This is a genomic window from Calothrix sp. PCC 7507 (assembly GCF_000316575.1).
Lineage (GTDB): Bacteria > Cyanobacteriota > Cyanobacteriia > Cyanobacteriales > Nostocaceae > Fortiea.
Genome location: NC_019682.1, coordinates 248946 through 266712 on the forward strand (window position 1 = coordinate 248946; position 17767 = coordinate 266712).

General features: G+C 44.0%; 13 protein-coding genes. 3 read left to right on the plus strand and 10 right to left on the minus strand.

The annotated features are described in order from the left end of the window. Window positions 1-205: 205 nt before the first annotated feature. The 10 genes from psbB to CAL7507_RS01240 form a co-directional block, all read right to left on the minus strand. A complete protein-coding gene (psbB, locus tag CAL7507_RS01195; protein ID WP_015126583.1) occupies window positions 206-1738 on the minus strand; it encodes a photosystem II chlorophyll-binding protein CP47 in 1533 nt (510 codons plus the stop codon). A gap of 384 nt (window positions 1739-2122) precedes the next feature. Continuing rightward, complete coding sequence (psbC, locus tag CAL7507_RS01200; protein ID WP_015126584.1) at window positions 2123-3529, minus strand: photosystem II reaction center protein CP43; 1407 nt, start codon at window positions 3527-3529, stop codon at window positions 2123-2125. A gap of 262 nt (window positions 3530-3791) precedes the next feature. Further along, entirely contained in the window at window positions 3792-4850 is a 1059-nt protein-coding gene (psbD, locus tag CAL7507_RS01205) for a photosystem II D2 protein (photosystem q(a) protein) (RefSeq protein WP_015126585.1), read from the minus strand. Between the two features lie 61 nt (window positions 4851-4911). Then, on the minus strand, window positions 4912-5433 hold the full coding sequence (apcD, locus tag CAL7507_RS01210; protein WP_015126586.1) for an allophycocyanin subunit alpha-B: 522 nt from the start codon (window positions 5431-5433) through the stop codon (window positions 4912-4914). 189 nt (window positions 5434-5622) lie between these two features. Next, a complete protein-coding gene (locus CAL7507_RS01215; protein ID WP_015126587.1) occupies window positions 5623-7842 on the minus strand; it encodes a phycobilisome rod-core linker polypeptide in 2220 nt (739 codons plus the stop codon). A gap of 532 nt (window positions 7843-8374) precedes the next feature. After that, on the minus strand, window positions 8375-8854 hold the full coding sequence (gene apcD, locus CAL7507_RS01220; protein ID WP_015126588.1) for an allophycocyanin subunit alpha-B: 480 nt from the start codon (window positions 8852-8854) through the stop codon (window positions 8375-8377). Window positions 8855-9027: 173 nt separating this feature from the next. After that, the gene (locus CAL7507_RS01225; protein ID WP_015126589.1) at window positions 9028-9513 is read right to left on the minus strand and encodes a phycocyanin; all 486 of its coding nucleotides are present in this window, start codon (window positions 9511-9513) and stop codon (window positions 9028-9030) included. A gap of 238 nt (window positions 9514-9751) precedes the next feature. Beyond that, on the minus strand, window positions 9752-10228 hold the full coding sequence (gene apcD / locus CAL7507_RS01230) for an allophycocyanin subunit alpha-B (RefSeq protein WP_015126590.1): 477 nt from the start codon (window positions 10226-10228) through the stop codon (window positions 9752-9754). A gap of 61 nt (window positions 10229-10289) precedes the next feature. After that, window positions 10290-11381 carry a photosystem II q(b) protein gene (gene psbA, locus CAL7507_RS01235; RefSeq protein WP_015126591.1) on the minus strand — a complete coding sequence of 364 codons (1092 nt, stop codon included), beginning with the start codon at window positions 11379-11381 and terminating at the stop codon, window positions 10290-10292. Between the two features lie 76 nt (window positions 11382-11457). After that, window positions 11458-12753, minus strand: a complete 1296-nt coding sequence (locus CAL7507_RS01240; protein WP_015126592.1) for a photosystem q(b) protein — start codon at window positions 12751-12753, stop codon at window positions 11458-11460. 399 nt (window positions 12754-13152) lie between these two features. Here CAL7507_RS01240 and CAL7507_RS01245 point away from each other — a divergent pair, with 399 nt between their 5' ends. From CAL7507_RS01245 to CAL7507_RS01255, 3 genes are all read left to right on the plus strand, one after another. Then, entirely contained in the window at window positions 13153-14256 is a 1104-nt protein-coding gene (locus CAL7507_RS01245; protein WP_015126593.1) for a response regulator, read from the plus strand. Between the two features lie 75 nt (window positions 14257-14331). Beyond that, complete coding sequence (locus CAL7507_RS01250; RefSeq protein ID WP_015126594.1) at window positions 14332-16968, plus strand: ATP-binding protein; 2637 nt, start codon at window positions 14332-14334, stop codon at window positions 16966-16968. A 67-nt stretch (window positions 16969-17035) separates the two neighbouring features. Continuing rightward, the gene (locus CAL7507_RS01255; protein WP_015126595.1) at window positions 17036-17413 is read left to right on the plus strand and encodes a response regulator; all 378 of its coding nucleotides are present in this window, start codon (window positions 17036-17038) and stop codon (window positions 17411-17413) included. The last annotated feature ends 354 nt before the right edge of the window (window positions 17414-17767 follow it).

The window sequence follows — 17767 nt, forward strand, 5'->3', positions numbered from 1 at the left end:
ATCTCAGTATCTGTAGTAGGGTGGGCATTGCCCACCAAAACCAGGAATATGGTGGACATTGCCCACCCTACTAGACTGACTCAACCCAACCTACAATTTTTTTGCAATATTTTAGCTGTGTCAGTCCACTACGTGTATTTCAAAAATCAAATACCAGTCCTATATCATGTGCCAATTGCATAAGTCCTGATTAGGTTTGAATTATTTAGACCAATTGTTTCTTGCGCGTAGTCACATCACCAACTTTTTGGTAAACGCCAAACTCCACCTGATCATCATCCAGTTCTGGGTCAATTCCTGAAAAGACATCTCGAAAGATTGTCCGGGAACCATGCCAAATGTGTCCGAAGAACCACAGCAACCCCCAACAAGCATGAGCAAAAGCAAACCAGCCACGGGTACTGCTACGGAAAACTCCATCAGAGTTAAAAGTTGTGCGATCAAATTCAAAAATCTCACCTTGTTGGGCGAGGCGAGCAAACTTTTTCACGACAGATGGATCTGTCAATGTTTGCCCATCCAGTGCGCCACCAAAGAAACTGACATTAACACCAGTTTGTTCAAAGCTGAATTTAGATTCTGAACGCCGGAAAGGAATATCAGCACGGACAATGTCATCGTTATCAGTCAAAACTACCGGGAAATTTTCAAAGAAATTTGGCATTCGCCGTACTGATAATTCTCGACCTTCGCTATCTTTAAAAACTGCATGACCTGACCAAACTTGAGCAATTCCATCTCCTTTGGTCATTGGGCCAACACGAAATAAACCACCCTTGGCGGGGCTATTGCCAACATAGTCATAAAAAGCCAATTTTTCTGGGATATTTGACCAAGCTTGTGAGAGACTTTTGCCTTCATCTAAGTCAGCTTGAACTTGTCGGGAAATTTGTTGTTGAAAATAACTCTTATCCCACTGATAGCGAGTTGGACCAAAAAGCTCTATGGGAGTTGTTGCAGTTCCATACCACATAGTTCCAGAAACCACAAAAGCAGCGAAAAAGAATGTGGCTAAAGCACTAGCGAGAACTGTTTCAATATTTCCCATCCGTAGCGATCTATAAAGCACTTCTGGTGGTCGAAAAGTTATATGGAAAAGACCGCCAATAATCCCCAAAATTCCTGCAGCAATGTGGTGAGCAACGACACCACCAGGATTGAAAGGGTTAAAGCCTTCTGCTCCCCATTCTGGTGCAACACCTTGGATATGACCAGTTAATCCATAGGGGTCAGAAACCCACATTCCGGGGCCAAATATACCAGTCAAATGAAAAGCACCAAATCCAAAACAAAGAAGACCTGCTAATAACAAATGAATACCAAAGATTTTAGGTAAATCTAAAACTGGCTCATTATTTTTTCGGTCTTTAAATATCTCCAAATCCCAATAAACCCAATGCCAGCAAGCAGCTAAGAATAACAAACCTGCCAAAAGAATATGAGTGGCGGCGGCGCTTTCAAAAGTCCAAAGGTTGAGACCTGTTACAGATTCACCAGTGATGCTCCAACCACCCCAAGATTTCGTAATACCCAGTCGTGCCATGAAAGGCAAAACAAACATACCCTGACGCCACATTGGGTTTAAAACTGGGTCGCTGGGGTCAAAAATGGCCAGTTCATACAATGCCATTGAACCAGCCCATCCAGCAGCTAAAGCTGTGTGCATCAGGTGTACAGCAATTAGTCGTCCTGGGTCATTCAGAACTACTGTGTGGACACGATACCAAGGTAGTCCCATGAGTTATGCTCCTTGTAAAAAGTTAGGAGTTATTGAATTTTAGATTTTAGATTTTAGATTTTAGATTTTGGATTCAAGAAGAAATCTAAAATTGGCAGAGTTAGGAGTTTTGAATTCATGGCTCTTAACTTTTAGAAAAACAGTTGTAAGTATGTGCCCGATATTGAGTTGGGAAAAAAGGTTTTCAACAACATGACAAGCACAGAAAAAAAAGCGATCGCTATACTCCCCACGATGGGAGCAATAATTGTCTGTTTCATAAAATCTAATTTGGGCAATAGGCAATAGGCAATAGGGCATTAATAATTTCTCTCTCCGTCCCCAGTCCCCAGTCCCCAGTCCCCAGTCCCCATTCCCCAGTCCCCAGTCCCCAGTCCCCAATACCTAATCCAGTAACTTCATAGAGCTAACTGGCTCATCTCCACGGTCAAGACCTCTTTCAAAACCGGCACCTGCGGCGCGGGCGCGTCCGGCGTGCCAAAGATGACCAACTAAGAACAAGAAAGCAAAGATGAAGTGTGCAGAAGCTAGCCAGGTACGTGGTGATACGAAGTTAAAAGCATTTATTTCGGTCGATACACCACCTACTGAGTTCAGAGAACCTAAAGGTGCGTGAGTCATGTACTCTGCTGCGCGGCGAATTTGCCAGGGTTGAATGTCATGCTGAATCTTATCGATTTCTAGTCCGTTGACACCACGCAATGGTTCTAGCCAAGGCGCTCTAGTATCCCAGAAACGCATTGTTTCACCACCGAAGATGATTTCTCCTGTGGGCGATCGCATTAAATATTTACCTAAGCCTGTGGGTCCTTGAGCCGAAGCCACGTTCGCCCCTAATTTTTGGTCACGCACTAAGAAAGTCAAGGCTTGGGCTTGGGATGCTTCTGGGGCTGTCGGTCCGTAGAATTCACTGGGATAGGCAGTGTTATTAAACCAAATAAACATGGATGCAATTAAAGCCTGTCCCGCAACGTTACCTAAGCTTTGTGAAAGGTAAGCTTCACCCGACCAGGTAAAAATGCCGTGAGTCCACTTAAATGGCGTAGTGACAACGTGCCAAATACCACCCAGTATTAGAATACCACCCATCCAAATGTGACCGCCCACCAAATCCTCTAGATTATTCACACCAGCAATATTACCTGCTCCACCTGTGATTCCTTTAAACAGATAACCAAAGATGATCCGGGGGTCGAGAGTGGGGTGGGTAACAAGGCGCACATCACCGCCGCCAGGTGCCCAAGTGTCGTATAAACCGCCCCAAAGCGTGGCTTTGCCGACAAGTAAGAACGCCGCCACACCCAAGGCGATTAGGTGATACCCCAAGATGCTAGAAATTTTGTCCTTATCCGTCCAATCGAAATTAAAAAAGCCAGCTAGCTTTTCAGGGCCTCTGAGTGCATGATATAGACCACCAATACCCAAAACCGCAGAGCCAATCAAATGCGCTACAGCGATCGCAAAAAATGGAAAAATATCTGTAATTTCTCCCCCCCGTCCCACACCAATACCCAAGGTAGCGATGTGTGGCATCAAAATTAAGCCCTGGTCATACATCGGCTTGTCTGGGACATAGTGAGAGACTTCAAACAACAACATTGCTCCCGCCCAAAAAGCCACTATCCCTGCATGGGCAACGTGTGCGCCTAAAAATTTACCAGACAAGTTAATAAAACGGGCATTACCAGCCCACCAAGCATATCCAGTAGATGCTTGGTCACGACCTTCCGCCGCTGGGGCACTGATTTTCGGTTTCGGTTTAACTAAAGAACGACTGAAAGACGTTTCCATTTTTATTTGTCCTTTGTCATTTGTTATTTGTCATTTGTTATTTGTCATTTGTCATTTGTTATTTGTTAGGAGTCAGGAGTCATTAGTTATTTCTCCCTCATCTTCTCAATCCCCAGTCCCCAATCCCCAATCCCCAATCCCCAGTCCCCAGTCCCCAGTCCCCAGTCCCCAGTCCCCAGTCCCCAATCCCTGCTCACTGAGCGTAGCCGAAGTGCAGTCCCCAATCCCCAATCCCCAGTCCCCAATCCCCAATGCCCAATAACTAAAGCGCATTTCCACGAGGTAATACTTCTTCTGGAAACTGGAAGTGTTCGTGGGGTTGGTCTCCTTGTGCCATCCAGGCTCTAGCCCCTTCATTCAGGAGAATGTTTTTGGTATAAAACGTTTCAAATTCCGGGTCTTCTGCTGCTCGCAACTCTTGGCTCACAAAGTCATATGCCCGCAAATTAAATGCCAAACCCACCATGCCGATCGCACTCATCCACAAGCCAGCCACCGGCACAAATAACATGAAGAAGTGCAGCCACCGCTTGTTAGAAAAGGCAATTCCGAAAATCTGCGACCAGTAGCGGTTTGCAGTCACCATTGAGTAAGTTTCTTCAGCTTGAGTGGGCGTAAAGCCGCTAAAAGTATTAAAACCTGTGGTGTCTTTAAACAAAGTATTTTCCACAGTAGCGCCATGTATTGCACATAACAAAGCTCCTCCTAAGACACCTGCCACACCCATCATGTGGAAAGGGTTAAGGGTGTAGTTATGGAAAGCTTGAAAGAATAGTAAAAAACGGAAAATTGCAGCTACCCCGAAGCTAGGAGCAAAGAACCAAGATGATTGACCCAAAGGGTACATCAGGAATACAGAAACAAAAATGGCAATTGGTGCAGAAAAGGCGATCGCATTATAAGGACGAATACCGACACTCCGCGCAATTTCAAATTGCCGCAACATAAAACCAATTAAAGCAAAGACACCATGAAAGGCGACAAAATTCCACAAACCGCCAAGTTGACACCACCGCGTAAAATCTCCCTGAGCTTCCGGTCCCCACAGTAAAAGTAAGGAGTGATCCATACTATCTGCAGGTGTAGAAACCGCAGTAGTGAGGAAATTGCAACCTTCCAAATAAGAGCTAACTATGCCGTGAGTGTACCAAGAAGTCACAAAGGTTGTGCCAGTAAACCAACCCCCCAAAGCCATATAGGCACAAGGGAAGAGTAATAAACCAGACCAACCGATAAATACAAAGCGATCGCGTTTCAGCCAGTCATCAAGGACAGTAAACCATCCCCAGCCTGCGTAACCACGCCTGAGAGCTATAGTCATATAATTTGTCCTTTGTCATTTGTCATTTGTAGATAACCAATGCCCCATGCCCCATGCCCCATTACCAATCCGTCCGACCATCATTCATAAAATAGGGAGAACCAGGAGAGGCGAGAGTTTGAATGATATGGTCGAAATAAGGAATAGCGATCGCTGCATCCTCCTCACCCAAAAATTCCCGTGCGGCTTCTTTGATACAACGCACCGCCTCTACCCAATTGAAAATCGGAATTCCCAAAGATGCATACATCTCCTTCATCCCAATCGTGCCAATATCTTCCAAAGGTTGCTCATTCCCCGCCAAAATACAGTAAGCAACTAAACGGATATACCAACCTTGGTCGCGTTGACAGGAAGCAGTCTTCCTCATATTGCCACTATTACTAGGTGTCACCGGGCACACCTTCCAGAACTTATCACTAGCTTTTTCCACCAACCGATTTTGGTTTTTTGCCAAAGTTGTAGCAATGCGAATCCGCTTTTCCCCCGAATGGCAAAAATTCTGAATCATCCGAATTTCTGCCGGTGTGGGATAACGCAATTCTTCATCAGCATTGAGAATTACTTGTTTGACTAGACTCATAGCAATTTTAGATTTTGGATTTTGCGTTCGCGAGAGCGTGTCGAAGACAAAAGTTGAGCCAGTGCGTTGGATGGGTTCTCCGGCTTAAAGCAACTGGCGTTGCGTGGGCGGGTTTCCCACGCCACTTGCCACAACGGGGGGAACCCCCGCAAGGCAGTGGCTTGACTTGAGCAAACTTTTCAAGATCGATTACGCATTGGGAGCAGACAAAGTAGAGACTTCTTCAATTTCAATAATTGCCCCTGATCCCCCATTCCCAGTCCCCAGTCCATTGCGGTTGTTAGGAACAAACCGATCCAGTTCCGAGGGGGATGACAGCAGCGATTTTTCCCACATATTGACAGAGTGAGCGACTGACGACTGTCGCATCAATAAACCTCTTGGTGTCACATACCGCTCATAGGGAACCGTATCTTCACCAAAAGCTTGAATGTATTCCGGGCTGTCGATAATTTCGTCAATCAAAGCGTAGAAGCCCTGATTTGCACAGATATCGTAATAGCGATTCATTTCCTCCCGTCCGTAAGTAGGACGACCCAACAACCGCCGATGGATGTATTCAATCGCTTTGGTGATATACAGAGATTCCCAATAGGTTTTGCGGAATAATTTAGACTTGGCTAACTGACGAATAAACTCCCGCATCGTAATTTCGCCAGATAGTAACTCTGACTCCACAGATGTTATGCGCTGACCTGCAAAAACATCACGCCCAAATATCTGTCGATAAGCTCCCTCAATCACCGCTGATGGGGAATTTTTCGTCAGACTGACACTAAGTCCCATTGGCAATTTTGGGCTAGAACCGGTTGTTTCTTGACCATATCGGTGATTTGTCTGCTCTAACTTCATCAACCTGCCCAAATAGCCGGGGACTTGTCCAAAGCCTTCAGAACTAATAAGTATGCGACGATTATCTTTACCAAAGGGTGCAGGACTGTGTAGAGTCGTTGCAGGCAAAGTATCCACAGGAAAGATTGCACCAAACTGAATTTCTAGCGGGTCATTACCAGAACCATAGGGGTGCTGATTGGGTAAAGGTTTTTGATACTTCCCAAAAAGGGTGAGAAACTGAGGAACTTTGCGAACAGGAGCGCTGTATTTAAATAATTCCAGTTGCGGCCCCCAATTGCAGCATTCTTGAGCTTCCTGACCTAAACCACGCAGATATGGTACAGTTTCTTCTCCGAAATAGTCAGCGTATTCTGAGGAATCTACCAACGCATCTATCAGCTTATGCAAACCACCTTTAGTAATAATGGCAAAGTATCCTTGGAACTCAGCCAGAGAACTCAACCCCCGTCCTAAAAAGTGACGCATCGCCAATTCAATCACGCGACTAATCGTAAAGGGTTCATAGAACAAACGGCGGTAAAGGCGAGATTTACCCAAACGGCGGATAAACTCTTTTGTTGAGATTTGACCGCCTTTTACCTGAGATTCCAGCTCACTAGCGGGAAAATCATAAGTTGCGGTGATATCCCGTTCAAAGACTTGACGATAAGCAGCTTTAATTGCAGCTTGCTTTTCCGTTTCTGACAGCACCGACTTGATCACAAATTTTAGTCGATGTTCTGCAGCGATCGCATAACTTTGAGGTAACACTAAACCTTGCTGTTCGTTAGAAACCCCTACTCTAAGTTGGACTGAGGGTTTTTCTGCTAAATACTCCGTTATCAATGTCTCAAAAGATTGCTTTATCAGTTCACTCGCCTCAGCATTCTGTGGAAAATAACTCAGGGATAGACGTTGCATTTCCTTGAGAGCCACCACAGTAGCTTCCGTTACATCTTCCGGAATGACACCGCGCAACCCCCGGACATTGACTTTCAGAATGCTATCATCTCCTGCCACTATGGCAAAAGTGACATAACGTAAAAACCACGCTAAATCTCGCATGGATCTTTTCATCCTGATTGGCCCATAGCGAGAGATATTGATAAAGCGGAAACCCCCAGGAAGTGGTTCTCTATCAGTCAAAAGAGTCCGCGCTCTTTCCCACCAACCGCTCAAAGGATTGAAAAAGTTGAGATTCTCCGCCAAGTTAAGCCGTTCCTTACCAGGCGCAACACCACTTTTCCTCGCCGCCGTCAGATAATCCTCAGCCACATAATAACCAGAACCAGGTAATCCCACAGGGTCTTGAGGCTTTTCCAGATAAGCCATCGGCGAACCGCCAACAAAAATCCGGTTGGCTCCAGCAGCCACAATTTCGTCTGCATTCCGAGTCAATGTTTCCGCAATTTCTAACCGCTGATTCCCAGAACTAAAAAATGACCCTAGCTCCTGAAGTTCAGTGTGCTTTAAACAGCGGTCTTGTTGTTCCGCCACAGAAATTAATGCAACAGGTACAGTCTGATATCTTTGCGGGTAAACAACAGGGCTACCACCACTTGCTTTTATACTCATTGTTAAAAAATTAATTGCTAATTGGTAATATTAGGAATCCGATTTGATTATTGAAATCATCTAAGTATCTGTAGTGGCGTGTTAAGGCTAAAATGTTGCCTTAATTCAATCAAATGAACCACCCATAAAAGACAATTTCGTTCAGTTGCGAAGTAGGGGCACGGCATCCTAAATCTTTTCGGTAAGCCGATAACCTTACTAGTGCCGTGCCCGTACGATATCCTAAATCTTTTCGGCAAGCCGATAATCTTACTAGTGCCGTGCCCATACAATATCTTTTCGGCAAGCCGATGATCTTACTAGTGCCATGCCCATACAATGTATTTTTGGTTAACGCACAAATTTAGGCTTGCCACACCACTACGTATATTTCCAAAATCAAATACTAGTACAGGTCGGCGGAAATAAAGCACCCATTACAAAATGCCCAAATGCCTGCTGCATAAGTTTCTTCATTTCATGCTTCAGTCTTTTTGTACTACTCCTATAGTTAGAAGTTATTAATTTAAAATTCTGACCTCCTAACTTTCTTTCAGGGTGTCAATTCCTGAATTAAGTAGTCAAAATAAGGTGCTAACTCCGCAGCATCTTCTAAATTAAACAGGTCTAAAGAAACTTCCTTCAGACAACGAATTGCTATCACCAAATTAGCGAGGGGAATTTCTAAAGAGTTATACATTTCCTGAACCCCAATAGTGCCAATTTCCGCCAGTGGCTCGATATCTTGCAGCACTATAGAATATGTAATCAGACGAATATACCAACTTTGGTCACGCAAACAGGAAGACCGATAAATTCTATTTCCACTATTACTAGGAGTATCGTGACATCGTTCCCAAAACTTGAGACTGGCCTTTTCTACAATTTTTTGTTCATTTTCTGTCAGAGTTATAGCAATACGCATCCGATAAAATCCACCTTCATAAAAGTCACGAATGGCGTTTAACTCACCAGGACTGAGATAGCGAGCTTCACGATCAGCGCTAGCAATTGATTTTGTAATAATGCTCATAGGGGTTGGGGAACTCGGGGTCCCCTCTGGGGATAAGGGGTAATGGGGATTGGGGAACTCGGGGTCCCCTCTGGGGATAAGGGGTAATGGGGACTAGGGGCTGGGGAATGAGAAATAAATGAATTATTTAATTTTCACTACTCACCACTCCCTCATTCCTACTCCCCAATTATTTAGCTCAAGCCAGAAGCAATATAGTCGAAATAGACACCCAGTTCTTTACCCGCATCAGCGCCTACGATGCTTGTGGATACTTCTTTCAAGGCTTGCACCGAGCGGATAGTGGCACCAACAGGAACGCCCAAAGAGTTGTAAGTTTCTCTCAAGCCATTGAGAATCCGCTCATCCAGAATTGATGGATCACCGGCTAACATGGCATAGGTGGCATAGCGCAGAAAATAATCTAAATCACGGATACAAGCTGCATAGCGACGGCAAGTATACATATTGCCACCAGGGCCAGTAATATCCGTATAAAGCAGAGATTTAGCTACTGCTTTAGTGACAATATTTTTGGCATTAGCACTAACTGTGGTGGCTGCACGAGCGCGTACATCGCCGCTATGGAAATAATTTTGCAGCTTTTCTAAAGAACTACTATCTAAGTATTTGCCTTGAACGTCAGAGGAATTAATCAAAGCGGTAATTGCATCTTGCATTATTTTTCTCCCGATTTATTTTCTAAATATTTGTAATTAGCATTAGGAAAAGATGAAGTAAGAAATTATTTTTTTGAAGTCAGAGTTTAGGACTCAGAATTCAAGATTCAGAATAGTTAAGGAATCAGGCGATCGTTTGATAAATGAATATTGCCATCATCCTCAACTCCTTCTAATTCATGACTCCCGAGTGCTGAATTCTGACTTTTTAAACTTCAATACTTCATCCTGCACTGTCCTATGACAACGCTCTAATAATGTAGTCAAAATAAGGGCCTACTTCGACTGCATCTTCCTCACTCATCAGGGATATGGCTTCTTCTTTAACGCAGCGCATAGCCTCAACGATATTTCTGAGAGGAATTTCTAAATTGTTATACATTTCCTTAATACCAATCGTGCCAATTTCTTCCAGGGGTTTCTCACTCCCTGCCAAGATAGAATAGGCAACTAAGCGGACATACCAACCCTGATCGCGTTGGCAGGAAGCTGTTTTGCGTTCATTGCCGCTATTGCTGGGAGTATTAGGACACCGTTCCCAAAATTTTAAACTGCCATTTTGGACAATCTGTTGTTCGTTCTGCGACAATATTTTAGCAATGCGAATTCGCTGGTCTCCACTTTTCAAAAATTCTTGAAAAACTCTTAGCTCTTTAGGGGCAGGATAGCGAGATTCACTATCAGCATTCAAAATCAATTCTGTAACTATGCTCATTGCTTACTCTTTGTTATTTGTTAGTAGTTAATAGTCACTTGTTTTTTCATTAAACAATTGTCTAACTAGCAATTGCAGGCGCTTGAAGTGCAACTGGCACAGGATATGCTTCGCTACTAGCAAGATCCAGTGGGAAGTTATGAGCATTGCGCTCGTGCATTACTTCAAAGCCCAAGTTTGCCCGATTCAAAACATCAGCCCAAGACGGAAGTACATGACCTTCAGAGTCGAGAATTGAGTTATTGAAGTTAAATCCATTCAGGTTAAATGCCATTGTGCTAATGCCTAAAGCTGTAGCCCAAATGCAGATTACAGGCCAAGCTGCAAGGAAGAAATGGAGCGTTCGGCTATTGTTAAAGCTGGCGTACTGAAAAATCAAACGGCCAAAGTAACCGTGCGCCGCGACGATGTTGTAAGTCTCTTCTTCTTGACCAAATTTATAACCGTAGTTCTGTGATTCGGATTCTGTGGTTTCACGAATCAAGCTAGATGTCACCAGTGAACCGTGCATAGCACAGAACAGGGAACCTCCAAGGACTCCAGCCACTCCCAACATGTGGAAGGGATGCATCAAGATATTGTGTTCGGCTTGAAACACAAACATGAAATTGAAAGTACCGCTGATACCCATAGGCAAACCATCAGAAAAACTGCCTTGTCCAATGGGATAAATCAAGAATACAGAGGTTGTAGCTGCCAACGGTGCGCTGTAGGCTACGCAAATCCAAGGACGCATACCAAGCCGGTAAGATAATTCCCATTCACGCCCCATGTAACAACTCAGGGCAGGTATGTAATGAAATGCAATCATTTGGTAGGGACCGCCGTTGTATAGCCATTCGTCCATAGAGGCGGCTTCCCAGATGGGATAAAAATGTAAGCCAATAGCGTTGGACATGGGGACTACAGCACCGGTAATAATGTTGTTACCGTAGAGCAGTGAGCCAGCTACTGGTTCGCGGATACCGTCAATGTCTACTGGCGGTGCGGCGATGAAGGCGATGGTGAAGACGCAGACAGAAACTCCCAAGAGGGGAATCATTAAGACACCAAACCAGCCGATATATAGCCGATTTTCAGTGCTAGTAACCCAATTACAGAACCTTTCCCAGGTTGGAGAACGGCCTTTTTGGCGTTGCAAAATCGTAGTCATAAATAATTCAAATTTCAAAAATTTCTTGTTTCTGGGGAAAATCCAAAATGGGATGAAATGGGCACTCCCAAGTAATTTAAAATTCAAAACTCAACGGTACTGCTTCTCCTGTAGTGAAATTTTCAGAGAAGTTATAAACTTGGCGATCGCTCTCGCCTACCACTTTTATCCCCAAATTAGCCCAATCAATTGTGTCTGACCAAGTATGAATAACTCGTCCTTGGCTTGTGATTTCTGGCTGTTCAAATGTGAGCTTTTCTAGGTTAAATGCAGCGATATCAACCCCTAAGGCGGCAGACCAAATACCTGCTACTGGAAAAGCCGCTAGGAAGAAATGCAATTTGCGAGAGTTAGGAAAACTTGCACGCCGCCATCCCAACCGCCCCAGATAGAATTGAGCAGACTTAAAGTTGTAGGTTGGATGTTTTTGACCGAGTTTGTAGCCGGCGTTAATCGATTCTGAGTTGCTTTCTTTGGTACGAATCAAGGTCGATGTCACCAAAGAACCGTGCATCGCACTCATCATTGCACCACCCAATACCCCAATCACTCCTAACTGATGTAACGGACTCATCAGAATGTTGTGATCTGCTTGAAACTGGAACATGAAGTTAAAAGTACCGGCAATCCCTAAAGGCATTCCCGCAGAAAAACTGCCTTGCCCAATTGGGTAAATTAAGAATACAGAGATGGCTGCAGCAACGGGAGCAGTGAACGCTAGGGAAATCCAGGGACGCATCCCTAGGCGATAGCTCAATTCCCATTCCCGATCTTGGTAACAGATGATGCTAATCAAAAAGTGCAGCACAATCATTTGATAAGGACCGCCATTGTAAAGCCACTCATCTAAAGAAGCAGCTTCCCAGATGGGGTAAAAGTGCAGACCAATTGCATCTGATGTCGGTACTACAGCGGCTGAGATAATATTATTGCCGTCGAGTAAAGCACCGGAAATTGGTGAACCCATTCCGTCCATGTCTACGGGCGGAGCAGCAATAAAGGCAATGATGAAAACGGTGGTTGCCGTTAAAATAGTGGGAATCATCAGTATGCCAAACCAGCCAACATACAGCCGATTTTCAATACTCGTCACCCATGAACAAAACTTTTCCCATAAACTAACCTCTTCCCATCTTTCTAAGATGTTCGTTGCTATTGTTTGAAGATTTTGATTTGCAGGCGCAACCCCCGCTCCATGACAATTAACATTGGCGGGAGCCGCCGCTTTGACTGCCTTGTCTACGCTAACAGTCGAAGTTGCAATTATGCTGTCTGACTTTGGCGTCATGTTAATAGATCCTTGCATAATTAAATAGGAATTCTCTATTGCCACAGTTTCTAAAACTGCAGACAACAGAATAATCTTTTGCACTCAAACCAAAGCCGCTGAGACAAAAACTACTTCAAGGTCGATGAGAAGGAAGATAAGAAAAAAACATGAAGAACTAATGAAGGAAGTTCATATTTTCACAAAACTTAACAATATTAATCATCAAGGTTACGGGTGAAAGACCTACCCCTGATATCTTCAATGACGGCTCTAGAGCTACGTAGAGGTATGAAGAAATTAATATCTAAGTCAAATTTTAATTATCAAAATAAGTAAATAAATGTAAATTTGATTGAAGCTGTATAACTTTTGTCTCAAAGAACAGTCAATAATGATTTGGAAATAGATTTGTTTAATAATGATTTATTTCTGGGAGTTTCCTAATTATTTGTTTTCCCTCTGATGAAGTCCTAACGTTTAGGTACAGTAGGGTGATGTGGAATGAGAATTTTACTAGTTGAAGATGACGAGTGTATAGCCAAAACACTTGAACGTGTCCTTGGTAATCAAAACTATGTAGTTGATATCGCGGCTGATGGTCTGCTTGGTTGGGAGCTAGTAGAAGCTTTTAGCTATGACTTAATTTTGCTAGATATCATCCTGCCCAAATTGGACGGCATAAAACTTTGTCAGAGGTTACGTTCCCATAATTATCAAACACCTATACTGCTACTGACAGCCCAAAATTCTAGCACTCACAAAGTGATGGGATTAGATGCAGGAGCAGATGATTATGTTGTTAAACCTTTTGAACTCTCGGAATTATTAGCTCGAATTCGCGTTTTATTGCGGCGACGAAATTCACCCATATTGTCAGTGATGAAATGGGAAAAACTGCGTATTAACTCTGGTAGCTGTGAGGTGACGTATGGTTGTCATGGTTTGAATTTAACGCCTAAGGAGTATCGCTTACTGGAGCTTTTTCTGCGTAACGAGCATATTGTTTTCAGCCGCAGTGAAATTTTAGACCACCTCTGGTCTATAGAAGAAGCGCCTAAAGAGGATACAGTGACGGCTCACATTAAGGGTTTGCGACAGAAACTAACGCAAGCTGGCGCACCAACTGATTTTATTGAAACAGTCTATGGTTTGGGTTATCGTTTGAAAGCATTTGCAGATGAAGAAAAACCTTCTGTAGCTTCAAGACAGACAAAAAAAAGCCAAAGCAAGAGGAAGCCACAGATTAGGGAAGCATTAGCAGTTGTGTGGGAGAGGCTGAAAGTACACAGTAGCGATCGCTTAGAAATTATCCAACAAGCTTCACTCGAATTACAAGCCAACAATCTTTCTGAAGAATTACGGAAAAAAGCATATCATGCAGCACATAAGCTAGGGGGAGCTTTGGGCATTTTTGGCTTTGCAGAAGGTTCACGTCTGGCTAAACACATAGAGCAAATACTGCTATCGCAAATTATTCTTGACCAAAGTGAGGCATTGCGGCTGCGCCATTTAGTAGAACTTCTTTCTGGGGAACTACAGCAGCCTGCATTTAGAGAATTAGATAAAATACTTTGCCATTATGTTGTAGACGATGTGGGTGAATAGGACTGGGGATTGGGGATTGGGAGAGAATAATTGATGATCCTTGACTCTTGACTCCTGACTCTTGACAAACAACAAATGACAAATGACAAACAACAAAAGCCTATCGACTCCTTAGAAGCGTTGCTACACCGGATGATGAACCGTATTCGTCAATCCCTAGAGTTGCCAGCAATACTTTCAGGAACAGTTGCCGAAGTACGTATATTCTTGGGTACTGACCGTGTCAAGGTGTATCGTTTTGATGCAGATGCTAGCGGTGAGGTTGTGGCTGAGTCAGTGGACTGCGATCGCTTACCATCTCTACTAGGACAACACTTTCCCGCTGAAGATATTCCACTTGCAGCGCGTGAGTTGTTTCTAAGAGCTAGACAGCGCTCCATTGTGGATGTTGCAGCCCAGCAAATTGGGGTGAGTCCCTTAGATTGTCCGGAAACTACTGAGTCACTTGATGAAAATGATATCCGGTTTCGAGCGGTAGACCCATGTCATGTGGAATACCTGACCTCAATGGGAGTCCAATCTTCTCTAGTAGTGCCAATTTTGCATCGTGACCAATTATGGGGGTTGTTGGTATCTCATCACAGTTCGCCGCGAGAGGTGAGGGAACGGGAATTACAGGTAGTGCAACTGGTTGCAGATCAATTATCAATTGCGATCGCTCAAAATACCCTCCTCGAACAAACCCGCGCCCAAGCTGACCAAGAAGCCACAATTAACCGCGTGGCCAAGCTACTGCATTCCATGACCGAAATGCAGTTACAACAAGCGCTGGAGTTGACTATATCTGCTTTACAATCTGCTGGGGGCAGAATTTATATCGCTCCTCAAAACCCAGGTGAGGCGGCTCAGGTGTTTAGCTGTGGAGATTGGGGAGCAGGGGAGCAGGGAGCAGGGAGCAGAGGGGAGGATCTTCTCCCCTGCCCCCTGCCCCCTGCCCCTCTGCCTCTTTCCATGCCCAATCCCTTGATCCTCTTCGAGGAGCATCCTGGTTGGCAACAGTGGTTAAACATCGAGGCGACTGTTGGCAAAGGAAAACAAGTGTGGGCAATTACCGATTTATATCAAGCCGCACTACAGTCAGACCTGGCACAGGCGTTTTTTGATGTGGGGATTCGCAGCTTATTGGTTATTTGCTTGCAATATCGGCAGCAGATATTGGGTTACTTAACTATTTTTCGTCATGAAATAGACACAGAAACCCTTTGGGCGCGACGAACTGACCGTGATGATCTGCGACATCAGCGTCCAGTTCAATCCTTTGAAGTATGGCGAGAGTTAAAGCAGAGTCAAGCCCAAGAATGGAAAACCGCAGAAATTGAACTCGCCCAAGCTTTGGGTAGTCACTTTGCTATGGCAATTCATCAATATGAACTGTATCAGCAAGTTCACGCCCTGAATGCTGACTTGCAGCAAGATATTGAAGAACGCAAGCAAGCAGAGAAAAAAATCTCTGCCTTGAATGCCAAACTAGAGCAGCGAGTACAGGAGCGAACGGCAGAGTTACAGCGGGCGAATGAAAGATTGCTGCGGGAAATGAGCGATCGCGAACAGGCACTACGCGATCGCCAGCAAACACAAGCCTCTCTAGAACGCCTCAGCCGACAGAGCGAGTTAATTTTAAACTCCGCAGGTGAAGGAATTTACGGTTTAAATTCCCAAGGTAAAATCACCTTTGTTAATCCAGCAGCAGCCAGAATGCTTTTATCTGGGGTGAAAGGACTAAAAAATCAGTTGATGCACAGGATTGTGAACCATTCCCAACCCGACGGCACTCCCTATTGCTGGGAAGAAAATCCCATTCGCGCCACTCTGGAAACTGGGGCAGTACAACATATTTCTGATGACATATTTTATCGTTGTGATGGGTCGAAATTTCCAGTCGAGTATGTGAGTACACCTATTAGAGAACAAGGCAATATTGTCGGCGCAGTAGTCATATTTAAGGATATTACCGAGCGACAGATAGTCGAACGAATGAAGGATGAGTTTGTCTCAGTGGTAAGTCACGAACTACGGACACCTCTCACCTCAATTCGCAGCGCCTTAGGTTTACTAGCACGTGGTTCCTTGAACAATCAACCAGAAAAAAGTCAGCGGATGTTGGAAATTGCCTTTGATAACACTAACCGTTTGGTGCGTCTGATTAACGACATCCTGGATATTGAACGCATCAATTCCGGTAAAGTAACGATGCATAAACAGATATGCGATGCATCTAACTTGATGAGTCAAGCGGTGGATGAAATGCGGGCAATGGCTGAAAAAGCAGAGATTAACCTAGAATTAACAATCCTTTGGGTGCAGTTATGGGCAGATCCAGATCGCATCATCCAAACACTCACCAACTTACTCAGCAACGCGATCAAATTTTCATCTGCAGATTCTACAGTTTGGTTGAGCGCCGAAATCAAGACTAGGGAAGAAATAAATACAAAAGTCACAAAAGGAATTAGTTCTTCCTGTGACTTTAGCCCGTCCAACATCCTATTCCAAGTAAAAGACCAGGGGCGAGGAATTCCTGAGGATAAACTGGAAACGATTTTTGACCGATTTCAGCAGGTCGATGCCTCTAACTCGCGTCATCAAGGGGGAACTGGCTTAGGATTAGCCATATGCCGCAGTATTGTACAACAGCACGGAGGCCAGATTTGGGCAGAAAGTACTTTAGGCAAAGGTAGTACATTTTATTTCACATTACCTGTTAGTCATTAGTCATTTACAAATGACAAAGGACAAATAACAACTAACAAATGAACAACCAGCAACCAACAACTAACAAATGAATAAACGCATCTTGATTATTGATGATGAAGAAGATATCCGGGAAACTACTCAGATATGTTTAGAGATAGCTAATGAATGGGAAGTGATGACAGCTGGTTCTGGTAGAGAAGGGTTGCTCAAAGCTGCTTCTGAACACCCAGATGTGATTCTCTTAGATGTGATGATGCCAGATATGGATGGGTTGACGACCTTGGAGAATCTGCAAGCAAATCCTAAAACTCAGAATATTCCTGTGATTTTGTTAACAGCAAAAGCACAAGCTGCAGAACAGCGTCAGTTTACTAAACTAAAGGTGGCAGCAGTAATTACTAAACCTTACGACCCCTTCACCTTGTCTGAGCAAGTAACACAGGCGTTGATAACTGATGACTGATAACTGTTCACTGTTCACTGATAAATGTAACCTTTCATTAAGAAAGTAGTTTCCTTCATAGGTTCTTCATTTTTATTTCCTATTCTCTCCAAAGAAAGAGTTTTTCAGCTAATTAAGAGGTTGTTTGAAAAGGGTCTTTCCATGTCATGTTGTAGCTTGCTTCCCCGTAGGGGTATGCAGCGTAGCGGAATGAAACATCTGGGTATGTGCCCCAAACCTAGATTCTTCCTTACGCTACGCTCCAGTCAGAATGACAAAATTATACCTTCTGGGACTTTTCAAACATCCTCTAAGCTAAAACGCATCATCAATTGCACAATCACTCATAAGGATTGTCAACTGTTATTGATCATT